31 protein-coding genes, 1 tRNA gene and 3 pseudogenes are annotated in these 22,076 nt (G+C 46.0%); 14 read left to right on the top strand and 21 right to left on the bottom strand.

Translation table 11 applies throughout. From position 1 onward, the window contains the following. Positions 1–122: 122 nt before the first annotated feature. From FEF09_RS35210 to FEF09_RS34200, 4 genes and pseudogenes are all read right to left on the bottom strand, one after another. Positions 123–287 carry a hypothetical protein gene (locus FEF09_RS35210; protein ID WP_409994907.1) on the bottom strand — a complete coding sequence of 55 codons (165 nt, stop codon included), beginning with the start codon at positions 285–287 and terminating at the stop codon, positions 123–125. Between the two features lie 129 nt (positions 288–416). Beyond that, positions 417–512, bottom strand: a complete 96-nt coding sequence (locus tag FEF09_RS35205) for a hypothetical protein (protein WP_409994906.1) — start codon at positions 510–512, stop codon at positions 417–419. A 17-nt stretch (positions 513–529) separates the two neighbouring features. Next, a pseudogene (locus FEF09_RS35200) lies at positions 530–607 on the bottom strand (hypothetical protein); the annotation flags it as partial. Between the two features lie 215 nt (positions 608–822). Beyond that, complete coding sequence (locus tag FEF09_RS34200) at positions 823–1,017, bottom strand: hypothetical protein (protein WP_146308407.1); 195 nt, start codon at positions 1,015–1,017, stop codon at positions 823–825. A 177-nt stretch (positions 1,018–1,194) separates the two neighbouring features. Here FEF09_RS34200 and FEF09_RS34195 point away from each other — a divergent pair, with 177 nt between their 5' ends. After that, positions 1,195–1,329, top strand: a complete 135-nt coding sequence (locus FEF09_RS34195) for a hypothetical protein (RefSeq protein ID WP_261387921.1) — start codon at positions 1,195–1,197, stop codon at positions 1,327–1,329. Positions 1,330–1,602: 273 nt separating this feature from the next. On the opposite strand, the gene FEF09_RS35195 is transcribed toward FEF09_RS34195, so the two are convergent. The 12 genes from FEF09_RS35195 to FEF09_RS29455 all read right to left on the bottom strand — a co-directional run bounded on the left by FEF09_RS35195 (position 1,603) and on the right by FEF09_RS29455 (position 7,757). Next, entirely contained in the window at positions 1,603–1,962 is a 360-nt protein-coding gene (locus FEF09_RS35195; protein ID WP_409994905.1) for a hypothetical protein, read from the bottom strand. Then, positions 1,959–2,126, bottom strand: coding sequence for a hypothetical protein (locus FEF09_RS35190; protein WP_409994904.1), 168 nt, complete (start codon positions 2,124–2,126; stop codon positions 1,959–1,961). Before FEF09_RS35190 ends, FEF09_RS35195 begins: the two co-directional genes overlap by 4 nt. Further along, positions 2,083–2,217 carry a hypothetical protein gene (locus tag FEF09_RS35185; RefSeq protein ID WP_409994903.1) on the bottom strand — a complete coding sequence of 45 codons (135 nt, stop codon included), beginning with the start codon at positions 2,215–2,217 and terminating at the stop codon, positions 2,083–2,085. The genes FEF09_RS35190 and FEF09_RS35185 overlap by 44 nt, the downstream gene beginning before the upstream one ends. 97 nt (positions 2,218–2,314) lie before the next feature. Then, positions 2,315–2,683, bottom strand: a complete 369-nt coding sequence (locus tag FEF09_RS34185; protein WP_261387920.1) for a hypothetical protein — start codon at positions 2,681–2,683, stop codon at positions 2,315–2,317. 18 nt (positions 2,684–2,701) lie between these two features. Next, positions 2,702–3,184, bottom strand: a complete 483-nt coding sequence (locus FEF09_RS34180; RefSeq protein ID WP_261387919.1) for a hypothetical protein — start codon at positions 3,182–3,184, stop codon at positions 2,702–2,704. Continuing rightward, entirely contained in the window at positions 3,168–3,317 is a 150-nt protein-coding gene (locus tag FEF09_RS34175) for a hypothetical protein (RefSeq protein WP_261387918.1), read from the bottom strand. Before FEF09_RS34175 ends, FEF09_RS34180 begins: the two co-directional genes overlap by 17 nt. Continuing rightward, positions 3,299–3,487: a hypothetical protein gene (locus FEF09_RS34170; protein ID WP_261387917.1), complete on the bottom strand. Its 189-nt coding sequence runs from the start codon at positions 3,485–3,487 to the stop codon at positions 3,299–3,301. The genes FEF09_RS34175 and FEF09_RS34170 overlap by 19 nt, the downstream gene beginning before the upstream one ends. 300 nt (positions 3,488–3,787) lie before the next feature. Then, positions 3,788–4,075, bottom strand: a complete 288-nt coding sequence (locus FEF09_RS34165; protein WP_261387916.1) for a hypothetical protein — start codon at positions 4,073–4,075, stop codon at positions 3,788–3,790. Positions 4,076–4,200: 125 nt separating this feature from the next. Further along, on the bottom strand, positions 4,201–4,431 hold the full coding sequence (locus tag FEF09_RS34160; protein ID WP_261387915.1) for a hypothetical protein: 231 nt from the start codon (positions 4,429–4,431) through the stop codon (positions 4,201–4,203). Between the two features lies 1 nt (position 4,432). Beyond that, positions 4,433–5,449 carry a hypothetical protein gene (locus FEF09_RS34155; protein ID WP_261387914.1) on the bottom strand — a complete coding sequence of 339 codons (1,017 nt, stop codon included), beginning with the start codon at positions 5,447–5,449 and terminating at the stop codon, positions 4,433–4,435. Next, on the bottom strand, positions 5,431–6,891 hold the full coding sequence (locus tag FEF09_RS34150) for a glycoside hydrolase family 2 protein (RefSeq protein ID WP_261387913.1): 1,461 nt from the start codon (positions 6,889–6,891) through the stop codon (positions 5,431–5,433). Before FEF09_RS34150 ends, FEF09_RS34155 begins: the two co-directional genes overlap by 19 nt. 146 nt (positions 6,892–7,037) lie before the next feature. After that, positions 7,038–7,757 carry a DUF3891 family protein gene (locus tag FEF09_RS29455; protein WP_146308403.1) on the bottom strand — a complete coding sequence of 240 codons (720 nt, stop codon included), beginning with the start codon at positions 7,755–7,757 and terminating at the stop codon, positions 7,038–7,040. 295 nt (positions 7,758–8,052) lie between these two features. Here FEF09_RS29455 and FEF09_RS29450 point away from each other — a divergent pair, with 295 nt between their 5' ends. The 4 genes from FEF09_RS29450 (at position 8,053) to FEF09_RS29440 (ending at position 13,995) form a co-directional block, all read left to right on the top strand. After that, positions 8,053–8,232 (top strand): hypothetical protein, encoded by a 180-nt coding sequence (locus FEF09_RS29450; RefSeq protein WP_146308401.1) that lies wholly within the window; start codon positions 8,053–8,055, stop codon positions 8,230–8,232. Continuing rightward, entirely contained in the window at positions 8,229–8,387 is a 159-nt protein-coding gene (locus FEF09_RS31240) for a hypothetical protein (RefSeq protein ID WP_186774621.1), read from the top strand. The genes FEF09_RS29450 and FEF09_RS31240 overlap by 4 nt, the downstream gene beginning before the upstream one ends. Positions 8,388–8,488: 101 nt before the next feature. Next, entirely contained in the window at positions 8,489–12,841 is a 4,353-nt protein-coding gene (locus FEF09_RS29445; RefSeq protein WP_146308399.1) for a CusA/CzcA family heavy metal efflux RND transporter, read from the top strand. Positions 12,842–12,852: 11 nt separating this feature from the next. Next, a complete protein-coding gene (locus FEF09_RS29440; RefSeq protein WP_146308397.1) occupies positions 12,853–13,995 on the top strand; it encodes an efflux RND transporter periplasmic adaptor subunit in 1,143 nt (380 codons plus the stop codon). 72 nt (positions 13,996–14,067) lie between these two features. Here FEF09_RS29440 and ung read toward each other — a convergent pair whose 3' ends face one another. Further along, positions 14,068–14,739 carry a uracil-DNA glycosylase gene (gene ung / locus FEF09_RS29435; protein WP_146308395.1) on the bottom strand — a complete coding sequence of 224 codons (672 nt, stop codon included), beginning with the start codon at positions 14,737–14,739 and terminating at the stop codon, positions 14,068–14,070. A 92-nt stretch (positions 14,740–14,831) separates the two neighbouring features. Here ung and FEF09_RS29430 point away from each other — a divergent pair. After that, positions 14,832–14,905 (top strand) — tRNA-Arg (locus tag FEF09_RS29430). A gap of 329 nt (positions 14,906–15,234) precedes the next feature. Here the strand turns inward: FEF09_RS29430 and FEF09_RS29425 are convergent. Then, a complete protein-coding gene (locus FEF09_RS29425) occupies positions 15,235–15,690 on the bottom strand; it encodes an SMI1/KNR4 family protein (RefSeq protein ID WP_146308393.1) in 456 nt (151 codons plus the stop codon). Then, positions 15,681–16,019, bottom strand: coding sequence for a hypothetical protein (locus FEF09_RS29420; RefSeq protein WP_146308391.1), 339 nt, complete (start codon positions 16,017–16,019; stop codon positions 15,681–15,683). Before FEF09_RS29420 ends, FEF09_RS29425 begins: the two co-directional genes overlap by 10 nt. A gap of 800 nt (positions 16,020–16,819) precedes the next feature. Here FEF09_RS29420 and FEF09_RS29415 point away from each other — a divergent pair. The 8 genes and pseudogenes from FEF09_RS29415 to FEF09_RS35180 form a co-directional block, all read left to right on the top strand. Then, positions 16,820–17,608 (top strand): 2Fe-2S iron-sulfur cluster-binding protein, encoded by a 789-nt coding sequence (locus tag FEF09_RS29415; RefSeq protein ID WP_146308389.1) that lies wholly within the window; start codon positions 16,820–16,822, stop codon positions 17,606–17,608. A gap of 22 nt (positions 17,609–17,630) precedes the next feature. Continuing rightward, positions 17,631–17,951 carry an FAD binding domain-containing protein gene (locus FEF09_RS32360; RefSeq protein WP_222597266.1) on the top strand — a complete coding sequence of 107 codons (321 nt, stop codon included), beginning with the start codon at positions 17,631–17,633 and terminating at the stop codon, positions 17,949–17,951. Further along, on the top strand, positions 17,927–18,451 hold the full coding sequence (locus FEF09_RS32355; RefSeq protein ID WP_222597265.1) for an FAD binding domain-containing protein: 525 nt from the start codon (positions 17,927–17,929) through the stop codon (positions 18,449–18,451). The genes FEF09_RS32360 and FEF09_RS32355 overlap by 25 nt, the downstream gene beginning before the upstream one ends. A gap of 217 nt (positions 18,452–18,668) precedes the next feature. Beyond that, positions 18,669–18,998: a xanthine dehydrogenase family protein molybdopterin-binding subunit gene (locus FEF09_RS29405; protein ID WP_146308387.1), complete on the top strand. Its 330-nt coding sequence runs from the start codon at positions 18,669–18,671 to the stop codon at positions 18,996–18,998. Between the two features lie 123 nt (positions 18,999–19,121). Next, a complete protein-coding gene (locus FEF09_RS31235) occupies positions 19,122–19,271 on the top strand; it encodes a hypothetical protein (RefSeq protein WP_186774620.1) in 150 nt (49 codons plus the stop codon). Further along, positions 19,246–20,010, top strand: a pseudogene (locus FEF09_RS34145) (molybdopterin cofactor-binding domain-containing protein). Before FEF09_RS31235 ends, FEF09_RS34145 begins: the two are co-directional and overlap by 26 nt. Before the next feature lie 316 nt (positions 20,011–20,326). Further along, positions 20,327–20,488, top strand: a complete 162-nt coding sequence (locus FEF09_RS31230; protein ID WP_222597264.1) for a hypothetical protein — start codon at positions 20,327–20,329, stop codon at positions 20,486–20,488. 21 nt (positions 20,489–20,509) lie between these two features. Further along, positions 20,510–20,869: pseudogene (locus FEF09_RS35180) on the top strand (molybdopterin cofactor-binding domain-containing protein); the annotation flags it as partial. A gap of 111 nt (positions 20,870–20,980) precedes the next feature. On the opposite strand, the gene FEF09_RS34620 reads toward FEF09_RS35180, so the two are convergent. Both FEF09_RS34620 and FEF09_RS34615 read right to left on the bottom strand, forming a co-directional pair. Next, the gene (locus FEF09_RS34620; protein ID WP_315898202.1) at positions 20,981–21,121 is read right to left on the bottom strand and encodes a helix-turn-helix domain-containing protein; all 141 of its coding nucleotides are present in this window, start codon (positions 21,119–21,121) and stop codon (positions 20,981–20,983) included. Positions 21,122–21,405: 284 nt separating this feature from the next. Then, positions 21,406–21,768 (bottom strand): hypothetical protein, encoded by a 363-nt coding sequence (locus FEF09_RS34615; RefSeq protein WP_315898201.1) that lies wholly within the window; start codon positions 21,766–21,768, stop codon positions 21,406–21,408. Between the last annotated feature and the right edge of the window lie 308 nt (positions 21,769–22,076).

Genomic DNA, 22,076 nt, shown 5'->3' with positions numbered 1-22,076 from the left:
CTTTCACATCACCACTGGTCACGATGTTGACATAGGCGGAATGCTTGGAAGATGGCATCAGGGAGTCTGTTTTGGCTTGTCTCCGGAAAGAGAAGACATCGTATGTTCAGCAGCTTTTGCATTTAATGCCTCTTCTTTGCTTTCGCCATAGTTAAGGTAACGTTGCCTGTTCCCTGTACACCATGCAGGCGGATGAACCCGAAAGTTTCCTTACCGAAATCAACGAGTGTAGCACCATTGCTTTTATTGGCACTGCTTGCATGTTGTGGGTGTAAGGGGGTTTGCAGGCAGCAGGCAATGCCTGCGGATGGTCGAAGTTCCAGCTACCGGCATTCACCATTTTTGTGCAGAAACATCAGAAGCCTTACCTGTTTCATCATCCATTCTTTTCTTCAAAAGTCACCAGCCAGCTGCTATCAGACACATCGTCTTTCCCGCCACATACCAGCCGGCACATTTGCCTGATTAAATACTTTGATATTGATGCGGTGATGACCGGCAGGTACGGTGATCTGTTGCGGCGTCCCTTCTATTGCCCGCCATCTATCTTCACATTATAAGCACCTTCCGTAAAGATCTTCACTTCTTCTGCGGTAGTCAGGTCGAAGTCCTTATGAAATCTATCAGTGGATAATGACTGTCATATTTCCAGAATACAGGATAGAAAGTATTTCTTTCTGTACGACGGTTCTGCATATTGTTACTCAGCCAGATTTCAAAGTCGCCGGGATACCATATCACGTAGACTGGGATTGCGCGAGCACATCCTGACAAATACAAATACGATAAAGAGCAGCGGGCAGGCTTTCAGCATGTTGTTTTTCATAATCCGTGTCCGTTATTGATGATATTGATTGATCGCTTGTGTTGCATGTGTTGCTGCCTTTTCAGACAACAGCTGATGGTAAGCAGGTTCCAGTCCGCGCTTTGTCTCACACTATCGCTTACCTGCGGACCGTTATCCCCCATATATTCCCGGGACCATTCGCATTCTGCAGAAACTTCTCCGCCGGACACCAGTTATGTCTGACGGTATAATAAGCGGTCCCTTCATCGTATACAGATAAAACCAGTGATTGGGAATGTGTGCGTATGGTGCTTTGTAGATACTGTCGATATAGTTATAACTGATCTCCGATCCGGGTTTGTGCAGATAGGTATAGATACCGGCGACATCGTACATATGTCTGCATAGTGATGGATCTTATTGGCGATGATCCTGTTATTGTTCATGACATTCACAGTCTTTGTCCATCCATCACCAACACTGATGCCCGTATAAGATACCTCATTCACTTCGTTATGGGCGATGGTACATTGCTGACATAACCTGCGCTGATACAAGCGTGCCCCAGTCATCATTGTGACGTCTGTTATCAGATTATTGGTTACCTGTATATGGCTACAGACGGCTCTCTTGTCTTGCGGGTTATAAGGCAGGTGTGTTTCCATGGCTTCATCTGAATACTGCCCACTGATACCTGTTCCACGATATCCCTTGAACAGATTCCCATAAATGCTATCATAGTGACAAGCGACGCGGTAATCAAGACCAGTGGATGCCAGATGTTCGAAACGACAGGCATTGAAGGTGACTGATGCCTAGAGACATCTACGGCTGCCGGAGGACGACCGATCCATGCCTGATTCTCCAGTCCTTTTTATCCGTGTACCGGGTATTTCCAGTTTATAAGCATCCAGCAGTATATCCGGCTTGTAATGGCACATGTCCTTTTTCTGAGGGCGCAGCCATGTGGTATGTTGAAAGGAAATGTTTTTGAAAGTGATATATGATACAGGGTGATCGATGGTCCCCTGCATACGATCAAAGATTCCAGTACAGGAGCGATGACAACAGCCCGGTACATATCTTCCTGCGGGCGGGGCATATAGTAGCTGTTGTGCTTTTACATCGAGATACCATTCTCCCGGTTCGTCGAGGAAGGCGAAGGCGTTTGTCAGCCAGAAGGCGGAGTTGCTGATTCCTTCGTATCCACGGTGCAGGCCATGGATGCGCGGATTGTATTTTGACTCCGATCATGGAAAGTCAGCAGGGTACTATCCCCATGTACCGTCATACTTTTAATACGCAGATGAGCAATGGCCCACCATTGGTGGATGAACATTTCCAATCCGGAGGAGTTGTTCAATCCACGATATTGGAAGAGGTATCCCGCAGGTGCCTGTCTGATGATCCCATGAAAGGATGCGTCGCATACTATCGCCATTTGTATCCTTTGCGCGAACAGCTTTTACATTGTTCACCAGAGCTGGCGGAAGTTTAACAGTTCATTTCCGATGGCGGGTACATCTGTCACCCATATTTTAGATTGCCGTTCAATGGACGCCAACCGGAGAGGCGGATGCCACCACTGAATACAGGATGTTCACCATCCGCCGCTTCAATGATAGTAGGAGATTCCTTTGTACCTGCATCTTCGGGACGGATGAATACAGGTTCATACAGGGCATAGGTGCCCTCTTTTATAATAATGTGTATACCACCTTGTATGGAGGCATCATTCAGTCTTCTTAATTCTCTTGCTTGTTGTAAGGCTGCGCCCAATGTTGCTTTTGGTTGGGTGATGGTACCGGGGTATTGGTCTTTACCAGTGACAGCGACATAGATATCCGCGGCATCGGCACTGAGTGCATACAGACAAAACAGCTGATCATCCACCATTTCCTCATTGTGCAGTAGTTATTGCTGATGCCATACTTTTTCCAGTTGTGCGAAACCATGGATTGCGTCTGCCGGCAGGCGTTCTCCTTTTTCTCCGAATACACTACATGCAGGAGGCTGCTCAATAGTAATCTTTGATTCGTCGGCGGCAGCGCGGTTTAGTCCGAGGTATTTTGCCATGAAGTCATAGATCGCGGTTCTTTTACTGATACCGAAATCATGTCCTTCAGCGGGCAGGTGTACATTGCTGACGTTAGCTGTCTTACCGTAGTAGCCATAGATCTTTTGCAGATAAGGATAATCGTGTTCAGGTGTTTTATCTGTCCAGTCACCACCATCACTCACCAACAGTTGTGGATGCGGTGCTGCCATGGCTGCAATTTCAACATTATCGGTGCGATTACCACATGCATGTACCGGCATACCACTTTCGCAGGGACAACCACCACCTAGAAATAGGAGCTGATCGCCACAACGGGCGCACTTACTTGATCCGGTCATCTACAGCAGATAGCAGCACGGTATGACTACCGGCGCCGGAACCACCCGTGATACCCACACGCGAAGTATCTGCATCTTTTAGTGAAAGCAGATAGTCCAGTATACGTACAGATCCTAAAGCCTGTATAGACATGGACAGGCTTTTCCGTGGTCAGCTTCTTCAAATTGCAGCTGGGATTCTCCCCATGCGAAGAGGTCATAACTGAAAGCCATAGCGCCCATGCGGGCGAGTGCGGCACAACGGTATTGGCAATCGGGACGATAGCGTTGTTGTTGCCAGTGACCATCAGGATTAAGGATCACAGGTATCTTCCCTTTGTATTTTGCCGGTTTGTATAAAGAGCCATTGATGTATACACCCGGTAAGATCTCAATGGCAATATTACGTACGGTATAACCGTCATATTTTCTTTCTGCAGTGATGATGGGAGAAGACGCGGGCGCTGCAGGCAGATGCGCTAATTGCAGGGCTTCCAGCAGACAAGGTCTGAGCTGTGCTTTGCGTTGTTCCCACTCCTGCTGATTATTATACTGGCAGCTATCCTATCGAGTTCGGCCCATCCGTCAGCTACTGCCCAACGATAGTATTCGTATTCACTCAGTTTATAGATACCTTTGTTTCTTCACTTTCAGGTCGAGCGGCGACAGTATGTTTTCCAATGTGGCTTCTAATGTCGGACGGTAGCGCCAATCGGCGTAAGCGACGTATTTATTGGCTACCAGTTTTTCATTGTAGCGGATTTGTACACCAAACTTCTTTTCCACATCTGCCAGTACGGTTTTCAGCGGGCGACGGTAAGCGCTGTCGGAAGTCTGCTGTGCCTGCAGACGGGTAAAAACAAAGAAGAAGCAGCCCATAAAGAGCAGCAGGAATCGGATCGTTTTTTTCATAACATGGCATTATGCGAAATGGAATCTAAAGTAAAATCACAGACAGATCATCCTATGCTGTCTACTTATCGGAGAAGTCGAAGTATAGTGTGAGCTGTAATGCTCTTTCCGGTTCTTTCTCATAATCATAGAATATGTTTGCTGTCCCATCGGACCAGTTGTTTCATTTCGCTGGGTTTTGGTACGATGCTGCTGATCCCTTGCATAAAAGAGATGTCGCCTGCCGGAAAGAGAGGTTCATAGTTATGCCACTGGTCTGTTTTCCATGCAGGTGTGAATAGTCTGAGAAAAAGGCTTTCATTCTCTGTATACACCCTGAAGGACTGCTGACTGGTGTTGAAATCGCACCAGTACATGTTAGCGTAGTATCCTTTGAATTCCGGGTAGTTCCAGCTCCCCTGTTTCTGTATTGTTATAGTCTTTGTGCCAGACACCAAAACGAGTGCCTTTTAAACGGTTTTTCCAGACCCTGTAAGGCCCGTCTCCCATATAATCAACAGTTACCATGTCCGATTCAGGAAAAGAGAAATTAACGCCGGCAAACGTGGTAAAATAAGCAGCAGGGAAATAATGGACTGTCATTTTCACAATACCGGACGGATAGATGATCCATTGAAGCGTGTTATAGCTTTGTTTGCGGTCGAAAGCGGAGCTGATAATCAGGTTCTTTCCTTCGTAGTGATGACTAAAACCGGCAAAGTTGTTTTCTCCTTCCTGCAATATGGGACCGTTATTGAAAGGGATGGTACGGCCCTTATTGCTGACATTTTTCAGCAGGCCCTTGTATTTGTTAAATGTCAGTTGCATATTATTTACACTGACTATCCACAGTGAATCTGCTTCTTTAAAGAATACCTCACTTTTGCCCACCGTATCGATGTTTCTTTGCGTCACCTGAACAGGACGTACAACAGGGAAGCTCCACGTGAACAACTCCCGTTTATCTTTATCGCTGGCAGTGACATACAGCACATCATAGGAGTTCCAGTTGGCAGGCAGTTGCAGTTGTAAGCGGCCTTTTTCAAATGGAGCAATGTCAGGAGCTGTAATGGCGAATGAATCTGTACGGTTAGTAGCCGGCCCGGCTAATCTGGCGGAGAAGGTACACTGATTCAGATTAGTGAATGCGTAACGGTTTTCAATATGCAGGATGCCATCAAAGGCCGGAGTGATTTCTCTTCTTTCCATATGCACAGGGCTCCAGATTTCTTTAATGGTAAAGAAACTGCCTTCTTTTTCGTGGTGTGGTCCGACGATACCATCTGCCCCCCTGTGATGATCTGTATCCAGAGAGTCATGCAGGTCTTTTCTCACAATCCCCTGATCTGCAAAATCCCACAGGAAGCCGCCTGCACTCAATGGATTGTGCCACATCTTTTCCAGTAGTCTTCCAGACCGGCACCATGACCACCGTCAAACTGTCCGTGGAGGAATTCTGTCGGCATAACGATTTCCTTTCCATTTTCATAGTTAGCGATGCCATAGTTGTATTCGCGGTAATGTTGTGTTTCTATACCGTTAAATAATTGCCACGGATGGACTACAGGACGTTGTTGGGGATCCAGCTCCGGGAAGAGGTGGTCCAATGCTTTGTTATGTCCGCCTTCATTCCCGTTTGCCCACATAATGACAGATGGATGGTTTACATCATGTGTGATCATTTCCTTTACCAGCCCTGTACCTGTTTCCGTATCATAGTTTCCGTGCCAGCCTGCGAGTTCGTCCATAACATATAATCCGAGGGAGTCGCATACATCCAGAAAATGTCCATCAGGCGGGTAATGAGACATCCTGACAGCATTCATATTCATTTCTTTGATCAACAAAACGTCTTCTATACTGATCGTCCTGCTGGTGGTTCTTCCGCTTTCCGGACGGAAGGAATGGCGGTTTACGCCCTTGAATTTCATCTGCACACCATTTACATAAATACCATCACGCTGTTTAAGTGTGATGGTGCGGAAACCTACACGCTGACGGATGGTGTGGATGACTTTATTATTATCGCGCAAAGAGAATTCGGCGGTATATAAGGTTGGAGACTCGGCAGACCATAACCGGAGACCTTCATATTTTGCCTTGAGTTGCAGGGAAGCGCCATGAACGGGTGTTGTCTGTAATCCGCCCACTTTATGCAAATCCTTATCATATAGCTGCATTGTTATCTGTGTAGCGGAGGAGGTATTTAACTGCATGTCTGCGTGTAATACACCGTCTGCCCCTGCATTTACCTTCAGCATTTCAATGTGTTGTTGCGGCAAGGCTTCCAGCAATACGGGGCGGAAAATACCACCAAAGAGCCAGAAGTCGGCCCTGCGTTCAGCTGCGTTAACAGACTCATTCGCGGAGTGCTTTGCTACGGTGACTTCCAGCAGGTTTTTAGATGAACCGTATTGCAGTAATGCCGAGATATCATATTTAAACGCATAAAAAGCCCCCCGATGTGTGGGACCAGCGGAAACGCCGTTCACTTTAACGGTAGCATCCGTCATTACGCCTTCAAAACGATGTTCACTTTTTTCCTTTCCATGCAGCAGGTACCTGAAAACTATATTTATACAGACCGCGCTCTTTTCCACGGATACTATCTTTTGCGAACCCGTAGTCATATTTACCAAAGCTTTGTAATTCCCAGCAGGAGGGCACGGGGATCGTCGTCCATTTACCGGCATTACTGCCGGAGGTACAGAAAACTGCCAGTTGACTGTATCATCACTCCCTGTACCGGAGAGGTATTGTATTTCAGCAGATTGCGCCATGGCGTGTAGTGCCATGACGAGTAAAGTCAAACATATCAGTGGAATTCGTTTCATCATCCGTGCTTTATTTAAGGGTAGCAGGCGAATGACAAGATAGTAAAAAATCCTTTGTAGAAATAGAAAGCAGGTATTTTAAATGTAAAAAAGACACCAAATTGAAAACTGATGGACTTAATAATTAAGAGCCGGTGGCTTCAGCATCCTTATTTCTCAAAGGTCCAGGTTCTGAATTCGAGCGGTGCATGCAGCAGTGCCTCTTTAAACTCTGCGGCGCTTTTATAGGCCAATGCGGGCAGCAATCTCTTTTCATATTGTACCTGAAACTGATCCGGCTTGAAAGGCCAGGGGCTTACTGTCAGTGTATCTGCATCTTTCTGGATAAGCTGGTAATTCTTTTTATCAGGTCCCCGGCTGATATCCACCGCTCTGTGTTCCGGTTGGTTCTCCCGTTGGCACAGCAGCAGGGAAAGTGCGTCACACCATTCCAGCAAGGCATAGTCTCTGTCGGCCTCAGCGGATGTCATTTTCAACTGATGCCTCCATTTTACACGTGCCTTTTGTTGTTCTTTCAGGAAAGCTGTTACGTGTTTACCACAGTTTTTTCCACATACAAATTCAAGGTGCATAGAGCAAAGTAAGGCAATGTAGGTACTCTTGCTAAGGGCGAGATTGATTGTATTTATACAGTGATCGATTGTAATATCGCGCATCTTAAAGTCCACAGGACCACCTGAGCTGGTCAGCAGATCCGCTCCATTGAGCTCTGTTTGTCCGTCGTCATGTTCTGCTATTGCCATCAATGTTTCCAGCCATCGCTGTGTCTTTACGCTATCATTCCAGTTATATGCTATTGCTGCTGACAGCATGCCATGGGCGCGTTGCGTAATAATCTCCCAGCCTTCACTTGTATAGTTAACTATCATCTGCTGATCACTTATATCTTATGCAATTAAAAATGTTCTACATGTATTTCGTCGACGTCGCTATTGTCAACAGGCGTAAGACGGATCCGATAATAAATAGCTTTCGCGGATGATCTGCTGCCAGTTGTATGTCGATAAATATTGTAAATGGAGCAATACAATTGTCAGACCATTCATCACATTCTCTATTTATATGGTCATATTTTTTATCTATGCCCTTGGATAACCGGGCATATGGCTTACTTTTGCCGCTGTGAGAAAAGTATGCCTTTACATACTGGTAATATTTATGACAGTGGAAAACACTTCCCTGGAACAGTTTCTGAAGCTGCCGGTGCTATTTGAGCACTTTAAGGAGCATCAGGAGCGTGATCCAAAGGTGAGTCTGCTGGATTTTCTCGCCATGCACTACTGGGGGCAGGATCTGGACGACAACGACAACGCCAGAGACAATCAGCTCCCTTTCAAAAAGTGAATATCAATATTCATCAGGTACTGATCGTACGTTTCTCTACTGTACCGCAGATCATTGCTGCAGAACAGATCATACCCCATACATTTATAGCTTATAAGGACCAATATCACCCCGATCCTAATCTTACTTCTCCTTTCAGACCGCCCTGCGCCTGATTTGTCCACATTTATTTATTCAATGCGTTGACCTGATACAGCGGGATTATCTCCGTTAGTGTCCTGCATTGGTTTTCCAGCAATTTATTCAACAGCAAATCATGCTCGATAAGATCATTCAATTCTCAGTTAAAAACAAACTGGTAATTGGGTTATTCATGCTGCTATGGATTATCTATGGCATTTTTGAAGTCACCCGTCTGCCAATTGACGCCGTACCTGATATTACCAACAATCAGGTACAGATTATTACTACTGCTCCCGCATTAGGGGCACAAGATGTGGAAAGGCAGATCACCTTTCCTATAGAACAGGCTATCAGCAACATTCCGCATCTCAAAGAGAGCCGCAGTATGTCCAGATTCGGGCTGTCCCTGATCAGTGTTGTGTTTGAGGACGATGCAGACATCTACTGGGCCCGACAGCAGGTGACGGAGCGACTGCAGCAGGTGGAGATGACGGAGAATGCCCGTAAACCGGAGCTGGCGCCTGTTTCTACTGGTCTGGGAGAAATATACCAGTATGTATTACGTCCGGAGCCCGGTTATGAGGGCAGATACAATCTTGCCGACCTGCGCACTATACAGGACTGGATGGTAAGAAGACAGTTGCTGGGCACAAAAGGGGTAGCAGATGTATCTACCTTTGGCGGAGAATTAAAACAATATGAGGTCGCTATTAATCCCTATCAGTTAAAGTCGCTGGGCCTGACCATCAATGATATCTTCACTGCATTACAGACCAATAACCAGAACACCGGCGGTGCTTATATAGAAAAGGGGCCGACTGTGATGTATATCCGTAGTGAGGGGCTGGCAGGCAGTATCTCAGATATTGAAAATATCGTTGTTAAGAATACTTCGGCGGGCGTACCTGTTCTGATCAGGCATGTGGCCAGTGTCAGAATGGGCGCTGCTACCCGTTACGGGGCGCTGACCTACAATAATACCGGTGAAGTGACCGGGGCCATTGTAATGATGCTGAAAGGGGAAAATTCCTCCGAAGTGATCCAAAATGTGAAACAACGTATTGCAGAGATCCAGCAGACATTACCGGAAGGGCTGCGTATAGAGCCTTTTCTGGATCGTACGAAAATGGTGAACAATGCGATCGGCACTGTAGAGCATAACCTGCTGGAGGGTGCGCTGATTGTCATCTTTGTACTGGTAATATTTCTGGGTAACCTGCGGGCAGGGTTGATCGTAGCATCTGTTATCCCCTTATCCATGCTGTTTGCCATCATTATGATGAACACCTTTGGCGTGAGTGGTAATCTCATGAGCCTTGGTGCACTGGACTTCGGATTGATTGTAGATGGCGCGGTGATCATTGTGGAGGCCATCCTTCACCACCTGCATTTCTCTAAAAAGTATCAGCATGTCAACCTGCTGTCGCAGGATGAGATGAATGCGGAGGTTGCAGGATCGTCCTCCCGTATGATGAATGCAGCTGTATTCGGACAGATCATCATCCTGATAGTATACCTGCCTATTCTTTCGCTACAGGGTATTGAGGGTAAGATGTTCAAACCAATGGCACAAACCGTCGCGTTTGCCATTATGGGGGCATTTATCCTGTCGCTGACCTATGTGCCGATGGTGAGTGCTTTATTTATCAGTAAGAAGCTTACGCATAAACCGAATTTCTCTGACCGTGTAATGGATAAACTGGAGCGTATTTATCAGCAGGTGCTCAGCAGGGCATTACGTGTACGCAAAACACTGGTGGCTTTTGCATTTGGCTTATTCGCACTGGCGATACTTATATTCAGCAGAATGGGGGGTGAATTTATTCCACAACTGGAAGAAGGTGATTTTGCGGTAGAGACGAGGTTACTGATTGGTACAAACCTGAGTACGACGATTACTACTTTCCGGCAGATCTCCGGTTTGCTGAAATCTAAATTCCCGGAAGTAGAAAAAATCGTGTCCCGTATTGGCAGTGCGGAGATACCGACAGACCCGATGCCGATCGAAGGTGGTGATATGATCATTGTATTAAAAGACAAATCTGAATGGACGAGCGCGAAAAGCTTTCAGGAGATGGCGGATAAGATGTCGGCTGTTGTACAGAATGCGATTCCCGGTGTGACTATGGGTTTCCAGTTCCCCGTACAGATGCGTTTCAACGAGTTGATGACAGGCGCCAAACAGGACGTGGTGTGTAAGGTATTCGGAGAAGATCTGGACCAGCTGGCGAAATATGCGGAACAGATCGGGAATATCAGTAAGACGGTAAAAGGGACTGCGGACTGGTATGTGGAGAAAGTAACCGGTATGCCACAGGTGGTGATCCGTTATAACAGGAATGAGATTGCGAAATACGGTCTGAATATCGATGAAATAAACCGCACGGTGAATGCGGCCTTTGCAGGTGCTGCGGCCGGACAGGTATATGAAGGTGAAAAAAGATTTGATCTGGTAGTGAGAGTGGGTAACGAAGGCCGCCGAAACATAGAGGATGTGCGAAACCTGATGATAGCCACCGGTACCGGCAATCAGATCCCGTTATATCAGGTAGCTGCTATTGATGAAATAGAAGGCCCCAACCAGATACAGCGCGAGAATGCGAAGCGCAGAATCACGATCGGGTTTAATGTGAGAGGAAGAGATGTGCAGTCCATCGTTGAAGAATTACAACATAAGGTCAACAGCAAAATAAAACTGGCGCCCGGTTATACCATGACCTATGGCGGCGCTTTTGAGAACCTGCAACAGGCGAAAAAACGACTGAGTATAGCGGTACCGGTATCGTTGCTGCTCATCTTTGCGATGTTATACTTTGCTTTTTCTTCTGTAAAAGAAGGAGCACTGATCTATACAGCGATCCCCTTATCTGCTATCGGGGGTGTATTTGCACTGGCGCTGCGAGGCATGCCTTTCAGTATTTCTGCCGGTGTCGGATTTATTGCATTATTCGGCGTAGCCGTACTAAATGGTATTGTGTTGATCTCTGAATTTAATCGTATCAAAAAAGAAGGGCGTATCACAGATACACTGGAACTGGTGATGCAGGGTACCCGTAACCGTTTGCGGCCGGTATTAATGACAGCTGCGGTAGCCTCACTGGGCTTTCTGCCAATGGCATTGAGTGATGGTGCAGGTGCTGAGGTACAGAGACCATTGGCAACAGTTGTTATCGGCGGACTGCTGACAGCCACTCTGCTGACATTATTTGTGTTGCCGGCATTGTATCTCTTATTTGAAGGAAAGAAGAAGGTGACTGTGCATAAAGCGGTGATCATTGCGGGGATCTTGTTGCTGTGTATTCCTGCTGCAAAGGCACAGGAGCGTCCGGTGGGCTTGCAGGAGGCGATCAATATTGCGATGAGTCATAACCTGCAGACAGCCAATGCCCGTCTGAACGAAAGAGCAGAAGGTCTGCGACAAAAGACAGGCGTGGATCTTCCGAAAACGCAGCTGAATGCCGACTATGGAAAGATCAACAGTATCAATAATGATAACCGCTTTGGTATTACACAGGCATTGAGTTTTCCGACAGTGTATGGTCATCAGAAGAAGGCGTTAAAAGAAAACTATCTCGCTGCGCAGGCGCAGACACAATTGGCGGAGCAGGATGTACGGGCGAATGTCCGGAAGGTGTTTTACGACTGGGTATGGTTGTACGAAAAGCAGCAGTTGTTACAGTATGCGGATAGCATCTATCGTTTATTCGAAGAAAAGGCCACTCTGCGTTTCAAAACGGGTGAGACGAATATACTGGAACAGACGACGGCGGTGTCTCACAGACAGCAGATTGCCAATCAGCTGGAGATGTTGCTTTCAGACATACAGGTAACGACCAGACAGTTCAATCTGCTGCTGGGTGATAGTATTGTGTATCAGCCTTCCCCTGACAGTATCCGTCTGGCGTTTAATACTGCAGCGGATACCACTTTTAGTCAGCTGCCACAGATAAAATCACTGGAACATGCATCTGCGGCTGCGCAATGGCGCTGGCGGGCGGAGCAATCGAAATTACTACCTGATTTCTTTGTGGGGTATAATAATCAGAGTATTAATGGTCTGCAGAATGTAAATGGTCAGGAGGTATTTTATGATAACAGCAAACGTTTCAGTTATGTGAATGCGGGTATCAATATTCCGTTGTTCTTTGGCACACAGCGTTCCAGAGCAGCAGCTGCACGTGTAGACTGGCAGCTGGCGCGTCAGCGGACTGACTATGCGCTTTTACAGACACAAACGGAATGGCAGAATGCGCAGACGGAGCTGCGCAAGTATGCGGCGAGTCTGCAATATTATCAGACAAAAGGTCTGGAAAATGCGGCAGCCATCATTACGACAGCCGATAAACAATTTGTGGGCGGAGAGATTGATTATCTGCAATGGGTGATCCTCGTGGATCAGGCCATTGGTATCCGGAATGAATATCTCGATATGCTGAACAACTATAACCAGTCTGTCATACAGGTACTGAAACTACAAAATAGCTAATTCAACAAGACATGCACAAATATCTCTTTTTATATGTCCTTTTCCTGACCGCGTGTGGCAGTCAGGAAGCGTCCAAAGAACCGGCAGCTACCGAAGCTGCAGCAGCAATGACAGATAGCAGCGCTGTCAGTCTGACGCCGGACCAGATCAAAAATGCCGGTATCGAAACCGGACATGCATCCACAACGGCGGTCAACGGTACCCTACGTTTACAGGGTACGATCGATGTACCCCCACAAAGTACGGTGAGCGTCAGTTTTCCGCTGGGTGGTTATTTGAAAAGAACAGACCTGTTACCGGGTACGCATGTCCGCAAGGGACAGGTACTGGGTGTACTGGAAGATATGCAGTTTATTCAGTTACAGCAGGATTATCTGCTGGCGAAGGAGAAATTCAGTTTTGCGGAGACGGAATATAAGCGTCAACAGGAGCTGAATGCCAGTAAGGCCAGCAGTGATAAGGTATTTCAATTAGCGAAAGCGGAGATGGAGAGTCAGCGTATTGCCATGCAGGCGCTTGGACGTAAGCTGGAGTTGATCGGGATCGATCCTTCACATTTACATGCGGGGAATATCTCCAAAAGTGTGAATATCTACTCTCCTATCAACGGGTTTGTGGCAAAAGTGAATGTCAATATAGGGAAATACACCTCTCCGACCGATGTACTTTTTGAGCTGGTGGATCCCAGTGACATCCATCTGTCCCTCACAGTATTCGAAAAGGACGTAAATCAGCTCTCTATTGGCCAGAAAGTGATTGCCTATACCAATGAGCATCCTGACAAGAAATATGAGGCAGAAATCCTGCTGATCAGCAAAAATCTGGATGCGGAGCGTATGGCGACCATTCATTGCCATTTTAAGCAGTTTGACGCTTCTTTATTGCCGGGTATGTTCATGAATGCGGAAGTGGTGGTTAACAATGTAACAGCACTTACGGTAAGTGAGGCGGCCATTGTGCGCTGGGAGAATAAATTCTATGTTTTTGAGGATAAGGGCAACAATCTGTTCAAAATGGTCCCTGTAATACCGGGTAATGTATATGAGGGGCAGGAGCAGTTTTCGGCACCGGGTATTACTGAAGCGACAAAAATTGTTACTAAAAATGCATATGCACTGCTGATGAAGATGAAAAACAGTGCGGAAGAAGAATAGTTGAACCTACACCAGTACACGTAAACAAAGCACAAAGGCCCGCCATCCGGCGAGGCCTTTGTTGTTTTTATCTTATAAACGCCAGTCCACCGGTTCAATACCGGCTTTCAAAAGCAGTTCATTGGTTTTCGAGAAGTGTTTACATCCGAAAAAGCCTTTATCTGCACTAAAAGGAGACGGATGGGCTGCTTTCAGGATATGATGTTTGGTGGCGTCTATCAGGACCTGTTTATCCTGTGCAAAACGTCCCCAAAGGATAAACACCACGTTTTCTTTCAAATCAGACACTTTCCGGATCACGGAGTCCGTGAAGCTCTCCCAACCTATTTTACTGTGAGAAGCGGGCTCGTTTGCCCTTACAGTCAGCATAGCGTTGAGCATCAGTACACCATGGTCTGCCCATTTGGTCAGGTTACCTCCCTGTGGAATCGGCAGGCCGAGATCTTCTTTCATCTCCTTATAAATGTTGACAAGGGATGGAGGAGGCTTAATACCATCCTGTACCGAAAAACATAATCCGTGGGCCTGATTGGGACCATGATAGGGGTCCTGACCAAGCAGTACGACCTTTACCTTGTCAAAGGGGGTTCTTTCGAATGCATTGAAAATCAGGTTTCCAGGAGGGTAAACAGTACTTCCTACGGCTTTTTCATGCTTGAGTGCCATGACGATTTGTTCGAAATAGGCTTTGTGAAATTCGTCTTTGAGGACCTCCTTCCAGCTGGGTTCAATTTTGACCTCCATATTTTTTTTAAAATTTATTTTGAATTAATGGATTTTTACATAGATTTGCACTCCCAAATGAAACGCTAATGTATGGCAAAAATTTGGAAAACGGACCGGTAGCTCAGTTGGATAGAGCAACTGCCTTCTAAGCAGTAGGTCAATGGTTCGAATCCATTCCGGTTCACAAAAGCGCGACTTATGTTGCGCTTTTTTTATGCAAAAAACTTTGACTGGTGCGGGCTTCGGGAATTTTTACGCGGCAAAATGATATGCTTGTAGTGGGTTTGAAGAGCGAATTTTCTAACGCTTAAATGTGACAAAATGAACGTAAAGCAGAATTTGTCGGTATTAGTCTACCGCAAGAAGAAGAATCCCACAAGCGGTATGGTATTAAAGAACATTTCCCCTTCTTCAATTTATAGCACACCATGACAACGGCCGCATAGGCACAATGTTTCTGCTAAAGACCTGTAGAGGCCGAAAGTGCACTATAACGCTGCGCTTTTTTTCACGCTAATAATCGTATAATTTCGAAGAGTTCTCCAAATATAAATTTAAAAAACCTGAGAGGCTATCTGTAATTGGCACAAAAGAGTCCTTATCTGGGATAATCCCTATCCTATATCTTTCATCGTCGATTAGTTCAAATCCATACCACCAGCTTCTATGCATATATTCGGAAAAAATATAAATATTTTGTTTGTTCGACAGTTTAGATAGAACAAATTCTTTTTCAACAGACACCACTTTTTCAAGAGGATAGAACAAAAAACCTTCTTCGTCGGTCTCGTTCGGATATAGCTCTTCCATGCCATTTACATGAAAATAAAAAACCTTAAAATCATCTGGAATCTTAAGATTTTTGTATATCTGGATACGATCTACTTCATCAACCGACTTTGGAGTAATTTTAATTCCTTGCGTCTTCCAGTAGTTTATAACTAAATCTATTACGTTCTCTATTTCCATAGTTTTAATATTTTCTCCATTAACTCCTTTCTATGAATGAGTTGGGCATTTTTCAACTTATCGCCTCCCAGAGCAAGCGACTTACTATATTTTGCTAATTGGTCTTTAACCCACGATTTCGAAAGCCCTCGCCTTGCCCATTCTTTAACCTGAGATCTCGACAACTTTTTTATCACATCGATAGTTTGTTGTACAGCCTCAGCGCTTTGTCCTTCACCCCAGCCAATAATCTTTCCATATTGACCGGACGTGAGTGTTGGTTTAGTAACATTAACGGCAACAGTTACTGGTTTAAGGTAGACAGAAGGTAAAATGGTTGTAACTCCCAAATTAAGCGCATTCTGGCCAGCATCTTCCGGTAATAAATTCGGATCCCAAATTCCCTTTCTTGTCCATTCATCTTCCAGCTGTTGGTCTTCAGACCAAGGGGCGCTACACCATGGTTATTAAGGCAATAAGCAGGCAGACATACCCGATTTATCCCTTGCATGCACAGTATTTGCAATACGAAAGCTATGAACTTTGGCCAGGAAGACCACTCGCGCCCATATTATCTGCCTTACTCCCATCGCGCAACACGCATCGATGAAGCCAAGTTGGTTTCTCCCTTTTTCATTCGGACAGGATTTTTGTCAAAGCAACAAATATGATTTGAGACAAACTGTGCATACTACCTACCGATTTTGTGTACCGGCATCTACGTTAACTTCCTGAAAAAACAACGAATTCCCAAAAAAATACTGACGCTGCCAGCACCATTGCGTTACCATTAAATCAAGCAACAGATTAGCACAACTGTGGGTTCAGCAGATGTATTGCGTGATAGCTATGTTTTAAAATTGCAAGGTAACAGCAGACCTGCGTAACCGGTATACTATTTGAGACCCGAATATTACCACTGTCACTGTGCAATTCCCAGCTTTAAGTGTTCAGAGTTGATTAACATTCCATTTGTTGTCTTCTTGCCGGGTGTCAACTGGTATATGTTTCAATCAACAAATGATGGTGCCTGAGAAATACTTATTGCCTGATCAGGAATGCAGCATGTATTAATGAAACCCCGCGCAGTACTGCGTAACACATAAGAAGTAACCTATCGATACAGATTTAAAAACCTTAAACATATACAATGGAAGATCAACCAAAGTTTCCAGATTTAACAGATGAAGAAAGGAGTGCTCTTGAGGAATTGATGCCGGATGAAGTCAGTGAAATCATCACTTCCGGAATCAAGAGACGCCATTTCCTGAAGTTGTTAACATTCACCGGGACAGGTTTACTGGCAACACATCTTCTCGGTATTGAGCAACTAATGGCCAGAAGCGCAACTGGTACTCCACTCCCACCCACCGGCATTGAAAATGGCGTCAATATTTCATTCAAAGTAAATGGCAATACCCAAAACCTGCTGTTAGATTCGCGCATGACGTTACTGGACGCTTTACGTGAGCGAATGGAACTGACGGGATCAAAAAAGGGTTGCGATCATGGTCAGTGTGGCGCCTGTACAGTAATCGTTGATGGCCGGCGTGTGCTGTCATGCCTCACGCTTGCGGCCACCTGCGAGGATAAGGAGGTTACTACCATAGAAGGTCTGGCAGATGGCAATAAGCTGCATCCCATGCAGGAAGCGTTCATCAAACATGACGGGTTTCAGTGTGGTTATTGTACGCCGGGTCAGATCTGTTCAGCAGTAGCGCTGATCAATGAGGCAAAAGACGGAGAGGCCAGCTATGTCACAAGTAATGTACGGAAAACCGGGAAATCCCTTGAACTTTCTGATGAGGAAATACGTGAGCGGATGTCGGGAAATATCTGCCGTTGCGGGGCGTACCCGAATATTGTTAATGCCATCCGTGAAGTACACGGGGATAAGGCCGTAGCCCAGGTATGGCAATTTGCCGACGGTACTATTTGATCATATCAAGCAATCATCAACCATGAGACCATTCAAATTTTCGACTGCCGGTGATCCTGATACTGCGATCACTGCTCTTTCTGCGAATACCAATGCAAAATTTCTCGGCGGTGGAACCAACCTCTTAGATCTGATGAAAGAAGATGTGATGCATCCTTCTGAGCTCGTGAATATCACCCGTCTGAAATATAGCGGAATTGACAAGACCGATAAGGGTGTAATGATTGGTGGCATGGCTACCAATTCATTTACCGCCAATCATGAGCATATCCGCAAAAACTACCCACTGCTTACGATGGCCATTCTTGCGGCAGGAATATGGCCACCAACGCGGGCAATCTGAATCAGCGCACACGCTGCACATATTTCTATGATGTTCATATGCCCTGCAACAAACGCCAGCCGGGATCCGGCTGCGGAGCACTGAAAGGCATCAATCGCAATCATGCAATTTTCGGGTGGTCCGAAAAATGTGTGGCGGTTTATCCATCTGACATGGCTGTTGCGCTATCCGCACTTGATGCCATCGTTCATGTGCAGGGCACAAATAAAGAAGCGCGTGTCATCAGGTTCGCAGATTTTCATCGCTTGCCAGACAATAATCCGGAAATAGACAACAATCTGAAGCATGGAGAATTAATCACGTCGATCGAATTGCCGGAAAATGACCTTGCTGAACATTCTTATTATCTGAAAATCCGGGAACGATCATCGTATGCATTTGCGCTGGTCTCCGTTGCTGCTGCCATGTCTCTGGATGGCAACAGGATTAAAGATGTCCGGATCGCTCTTGGAGGAGTTGCGCATAAGCCCTGGCGAGCTACTGTTGCGAGAAGATACTAAAGAACAAAGAAGCCACGGAAGCAAACTTTGAGGCGGCGGCTACAGCAGAACTAAGTAATGCCAAAACTTTGGAAATACTACACAAGTAAGATGGCCGAGACGCTATCGTGCGGGCACTTTCTTATGCACTGAACGGTGCTGGTTATGGTATAGAGGCAGGCCTGTAAGGCAATCAGTATAGTAAAACAGATTTTCAACAGACAAACTCTTTCAGATCATGAGTGAAACCGGTAAACCAATCAGCCGTATAGATGGCCGCTTAAAAGTCACTGGAAAGGCTACATACTCTGCAGAATTCAATCAGCCCGGTATGGCATATGCGTTTCCTGTACGTGCTACAATTGCAAAAGGACAAATTGCATCTATCGATGATGCTGCCATAAAAAAGGAACCAGGGGTAATCAATGTAATCAGTTATAAAAATGCGGTGAAGCTACAACCGCTGGACATGCAGGCACAGATGAAAGCGGGTGCAGCGTTTCTGGAGAAAGCCTTCCACCGCTTCAGGATAAAAAGATACATTACCTCGGACAGTTCATTGCTGTAGTGGTAGCTGAAACCTACGAACAGGCGCGTGCTCCGCCTACAAATTGAAGGTACGATACACTGAAGAGAAGGCGGCTACCGATCTCAAAACAGAGCTTCCGAAGGCAAAAAAGCCAAAGATGTTATGGGTGAAGAGGCGCAGGTAAACGAGGGCAAAACTGCCACTCCGCTTGCTACTTCTGCGCACCGGGTAGATCACACCTATTCAAACCAGCTGAACATCATCATCCCATGGAACACATGCTACTGTGGCGGTCTGGAATGGAAACGATAAACTCACACTATATGATGCCACGCAGGGCGTAGGCATTACCAGCGCTATTGCTGCCTCTTCTTCGCCTCAAACCGGAGAATGTGCAGGTAATAGCGCTTTTGTAGGCGGTGGTTTTGGAAGTAAAGGATTATGGCTGCATACACTGCTGGTTGCTATGGCAGCAAAAGCTGCCAGCCGGCCGGTGAAACTGGCACTCACCAGACAAATGAGCAGCCAATGTGGGGCATCGTGCAGCGACTATACAACAAGTGGCAATAGGAACAGACAGCGATGGAAAATTGAGTGCCTTACGTCACCATACAGATTCATACAATAACCTCACAGAATTTTTGAGCCAAGCGGAAAACAGTCACTCGTTTTGTACAAGGCGCCGCTGCGCGAGGTTACCTATAATGTGACTACACTAACTAGGGGTACGCCTACTTTCATGCGGGCACCCGGCGAAACACCAGGCACATTTGCACTGGAATCTGCCATGGACGAGATCGCGTATAAATTAAAAATGGATCCTGTTGAATTTAGAATTGCGAATCACACAAGCAGCGATCCAATGAAAGGCCACGAATTCTCCAGTGATTTTCTGGTTGATTGTTATCGCATCGGTGCAGAAGATTTGGCTGGTCGTCCCGCAGTATGGAACCACGGCAGCACCGGAATGGTAAATATCTTGTGGGATATGGAATGGCCACAGCCACTTATCCCGCGGGCAGAAGCGCAGCATCCGTTAAAGTTACAATGAATGCAAAGGAGACGTGACTGTCATGACGGCATCCATGACATCGGCACAGGAACTTTACCGTATTGGCTCAAACAGTTGCAGATGCTGGGAATACCTGTAGACAGGATAACCGTAAAAATTGGTGATTCGAGTCTTCCGGCGGCACCGCTGGCAGGAGGTTCGCAAACGACAGCGAGCATTCACCGGCGGCAATGGAAGCCTGCGTTCTGCTGAGAAAGGAACTGGCAGCATTGGCGATTGCAGATCCATCATCAAACTCAACAATAGCAACCCTGCAGAGCTCGTTATAGCAAGGGGAAACTTTTTATAAATGGCGATGAGAAAAAATCTGATGCTTATACAGATCATCAGCCGCGCCAAACGAAGTGAAATAGAAGTCTGCGCTACTACACAGCCAGTTTCAGGTGCAGGTATGACCGTACCCAGCGCACTTTGTACACCGAGAGATTACTCCGGCAGAGCAAAACAGCGATATTAAACAACTGCTTTTCATTCTTTTGGTGCTCAGTTTGCCGAAGTATGGGTGGATGAGGATTTCGGGACTATTCGTGTAAAACGTTTCCAGTGTACACGATGTAGGCCGTATCATGAAGGAAAAGACCGCCCGTCACAAATTATCGGCGGCGTGATCTTCGGTATCGGCGCTGCCCTGATGGAGGCAACTGAATACGATAAACGCTGGGGTAATCCGGTAACACGAACTTTGGCTGATTACCATGTACCTGTTCATCTGGATGTACCTCCGATCGATGTGCATTTATTGGAAAACCGGATCCACACATTTCGCCTATCGGCGCCGCGGTATCGGAGAGATCGGGATTACCGGCGTTTCGGCCGCGATTGCCAATGCGGTGTTTAATGTACCGGCAAACGGCTAAGAGATCTTCCGCTGACGCCGGATAAGCTGATATGAAGGAGGTATGAAGAAGATAAGAAATGGTTACCGCTAAACTTATAAAGAGAGGGTGCCTCAATTTGAGGCACCCAATTGTTTTTTATATTCCAGTGGTGATAAATTAGTCTTTGCCTTGAACAGGCGGCTCAGAGACTGCGGATGTTCAAAACCCAGCACATAAGCGATCTCACTTACGGAGCGTTCAGTGGTTGACAACTGTTCTTTAACATGCTCTATGATCCTGTCCTGAATATAATGCTGTGTACTTTTCCCTTAATAATTTCAGTAAACTACTCAGGTAGCCCGGCGAGACATTCAGAGATGAGGCAATATACTGCACAGTCGGGATGCCGCTGGTTGACAGATGTTCCTGATTGAAATACTCGTCCAGCAAACTTTCCAGTCGCTCAAGGATAAATGACCTGACTTTTTACGGGTGATGAATTGACGCTGGTAAAACCTGTCAGCATAGGTCAGCAGTAATTCAAGTTGTGCGAGGATTACCGCTCACTAAATTTGTCAATATTGTTTTTATATTCCTGCGCCATGGTTTCCATAATGCCCAGAATGGATTTCTGTTCTTTATCAGACAGGAATAATGCCTCATTGACTGCGTAACCAAAATATCGTATTGGCGGATGACTTAGACAGTGGCGTTTTCCAGAGAAAATCAGGATGAATGAGCAGTATCCAGCCGGAACGGTTGATGGCATCATCATACAGCAATTCGACTTCGAATACCTGTCCCGCGCCATAAAAAACAGGACACCTTCTTCAAAGTCGCCGGACTGCTGACCATACTTCATATTACCCTTAAAATCTTTGTCCAGCAGGATCGTGTAAAAATCAAAAACAAAGCTCATGCGGCTTTACAAGGCAAGGTGACAGACTCGTAGTCAACCACGCTGATCAGTGGATGTTCCGGTTTGGGAAGCCCCATTACTTTATGGTATTCACTGATTGTTTGATAATGGACACCTTTTTTTCCATACCCTAAGTTAGTGATTATTGCTGCGTGATTTCTTCAGCTTTTTAACCAGATTTTCAGGCTGTTCACGCATAGCGTAGTGCCCACCTTCAAGAGAATAAATCTTCCATCTTCTTGCCTTTGCTCTTAAAAGTCCATTTTATCATGGGCAGGACTTCCTTTCCCGTCTTTGGTCATCTGCAG

Source organism: Chitinophaga pinensis (genome assembly GCF_007896845.1).
GTDB classification, from domain to species: domain Bacteria; phylum Bacteroidota; class Bacteroidia; order Chitinophagales; family Chitinophagaceae; genus Chitinophaga; species Chitinophaga pinensis_C.
This window is presented reverse-complemented; position numbering and strand designations above follow the sequence as displayed.

Coding starts and splice junctions, on each gene's coding strand:
- FEF09_RS35190 (WP_409994904.1), bottom strand. CDS start 2,126: ATGTTCATCCACCAATGGTGGGCCATTGCTCATCTGCGTATTAAAAGT.
- FEF09_RS35185 (WP_409994903.1), bottom strand. CDS start 2,217: ATGCGACGCATCCTTTCATGGGATCATCAGACAGGCACCTGCGGGATA.
- FEF09_RS34185 (WP_261387920.1), bottom strand. CDS start 2,683: ATGGTGGATGATCAGCTGTTTTGTCTGTATGCACTCAGTGCCGATGCC.
- FEF09_RS34180 (WP_261387919.1), bottom strand. CDS start 3,184: ATGACCGGATCAAGTAAGTGCGCCCGTTGTGGCGATCAGCTCCTATTT.
- FEF09_RS34175 (WP_261387918.1), bottom strand. CDS start 3,317: ATGTCTATACAGGCTTTAGGATCTGTACGTATACTGGACTATCTGCTT.
- FEF09_RS34165 (WP_261387916.1), bottom strand. CDS start 4,075: ATGAAAAAAACGATCCGATTCCTGCTGCTCTTTATGGGCTGCTTCTTC.
- FEF09_RS34160 (WP_261387915.1), bottom strand. CDS start 4,431: ATGTACTGGTGCGATTTCAACACCAGTCAGCAGTCCTTCAGGGTGTAT.
- FEF09_RS34155 (WP_261387914.1), bottom strand. CDS start 5,449: ATGTGGCACAATCCATTGAGTGCAGGCGGCTTCCTGTGGGATTTTGCA.
- FEF09_RS34150 (WP_261387913.1), bottom strand. CDS start 6,891: ATGATGAAACGAATTCCACTGATATGTTTGACTTTACTCGTCATGGCA.
- FEF09_RS29455 (WP_146308403.1), bottom strand. CDS start 7,757: ATGATAGTTAACTATACAAGTGAAGGCTGGGAGATTATTACGCAACGC.
- FEF09_RS29445 (WP_146308399.1), top strand. CDS start 8,489: ATGCTCGATAAGATCATTCAATTCTCAGTTAAAAACAAACTGGTAATT.
- FEF09_RS29440 (WP_146308397.1), top strand. CDS start 12,853: ATGCACAAATATCTCTTTTTATATGTCCTTTTCCTGACCGCGTGTGGC.
- ung (WP_146308395.1), bottom strand. CDS start 14,739: ATGGAGGTCAAAATTGAACCCAGCTGGAAGGAGGTCCTCAAAGACGAA.
- FEF09_RS29425 (WP_146308393.1), bottom strand. CDS start 15,690: ATGGAAATAGAGAACGTAATAGATTTAGTTATAAACTACTGGAAGACG.
- FEF09_RS29415 (WP_146308389.1), top strand. CDS start 16,820: ATGGAAGATCAACCAAAGTTTCCAGATTTAACAGATGAAGAAAGGAGT.
- FEF09_RS32360 (WP_222597266.1), top strand. CDS start 17,631: ATGAGACCATTCAAATTTTCGACTGCCGGTGATCCTGATACTGCGATC.
- FEF09_RS32355 (WP_222597265.1), top strand. CDS start 17,927: ATGGCCACCAACGCGGGCAATCTGAATCAGCGCACACGCTGCACATAT.
- FEF09_RS29405 (WP_146308387.1), top strand. CDS start 18,669: ATGAGTGAAACCGGTAAACCAATCAGCCGTATAGATGGCCGCTTAAAA.
- FEF09_RS31235 (WP_186774620.1), top strand. CDS start 19,122: ATGGGTGAAGAGGCGCAGGTAAACGAGGGCAAAACTGCCACTCCGCTT.
- FEF09_RS31230 (WP_222597264.1), top strand. CDS start 20,327: ATGAGAAAAAATCTGATGCTTATACAGATCATCAGCCGCGCCAAACGA.
- FEF09_RS34615 (WP_315898201.1), bottom strand. CDS start 21,768: ATGAGCTTTGTTTTTGATTTTTACACGATCCTGCTGGACAAAGATTTT.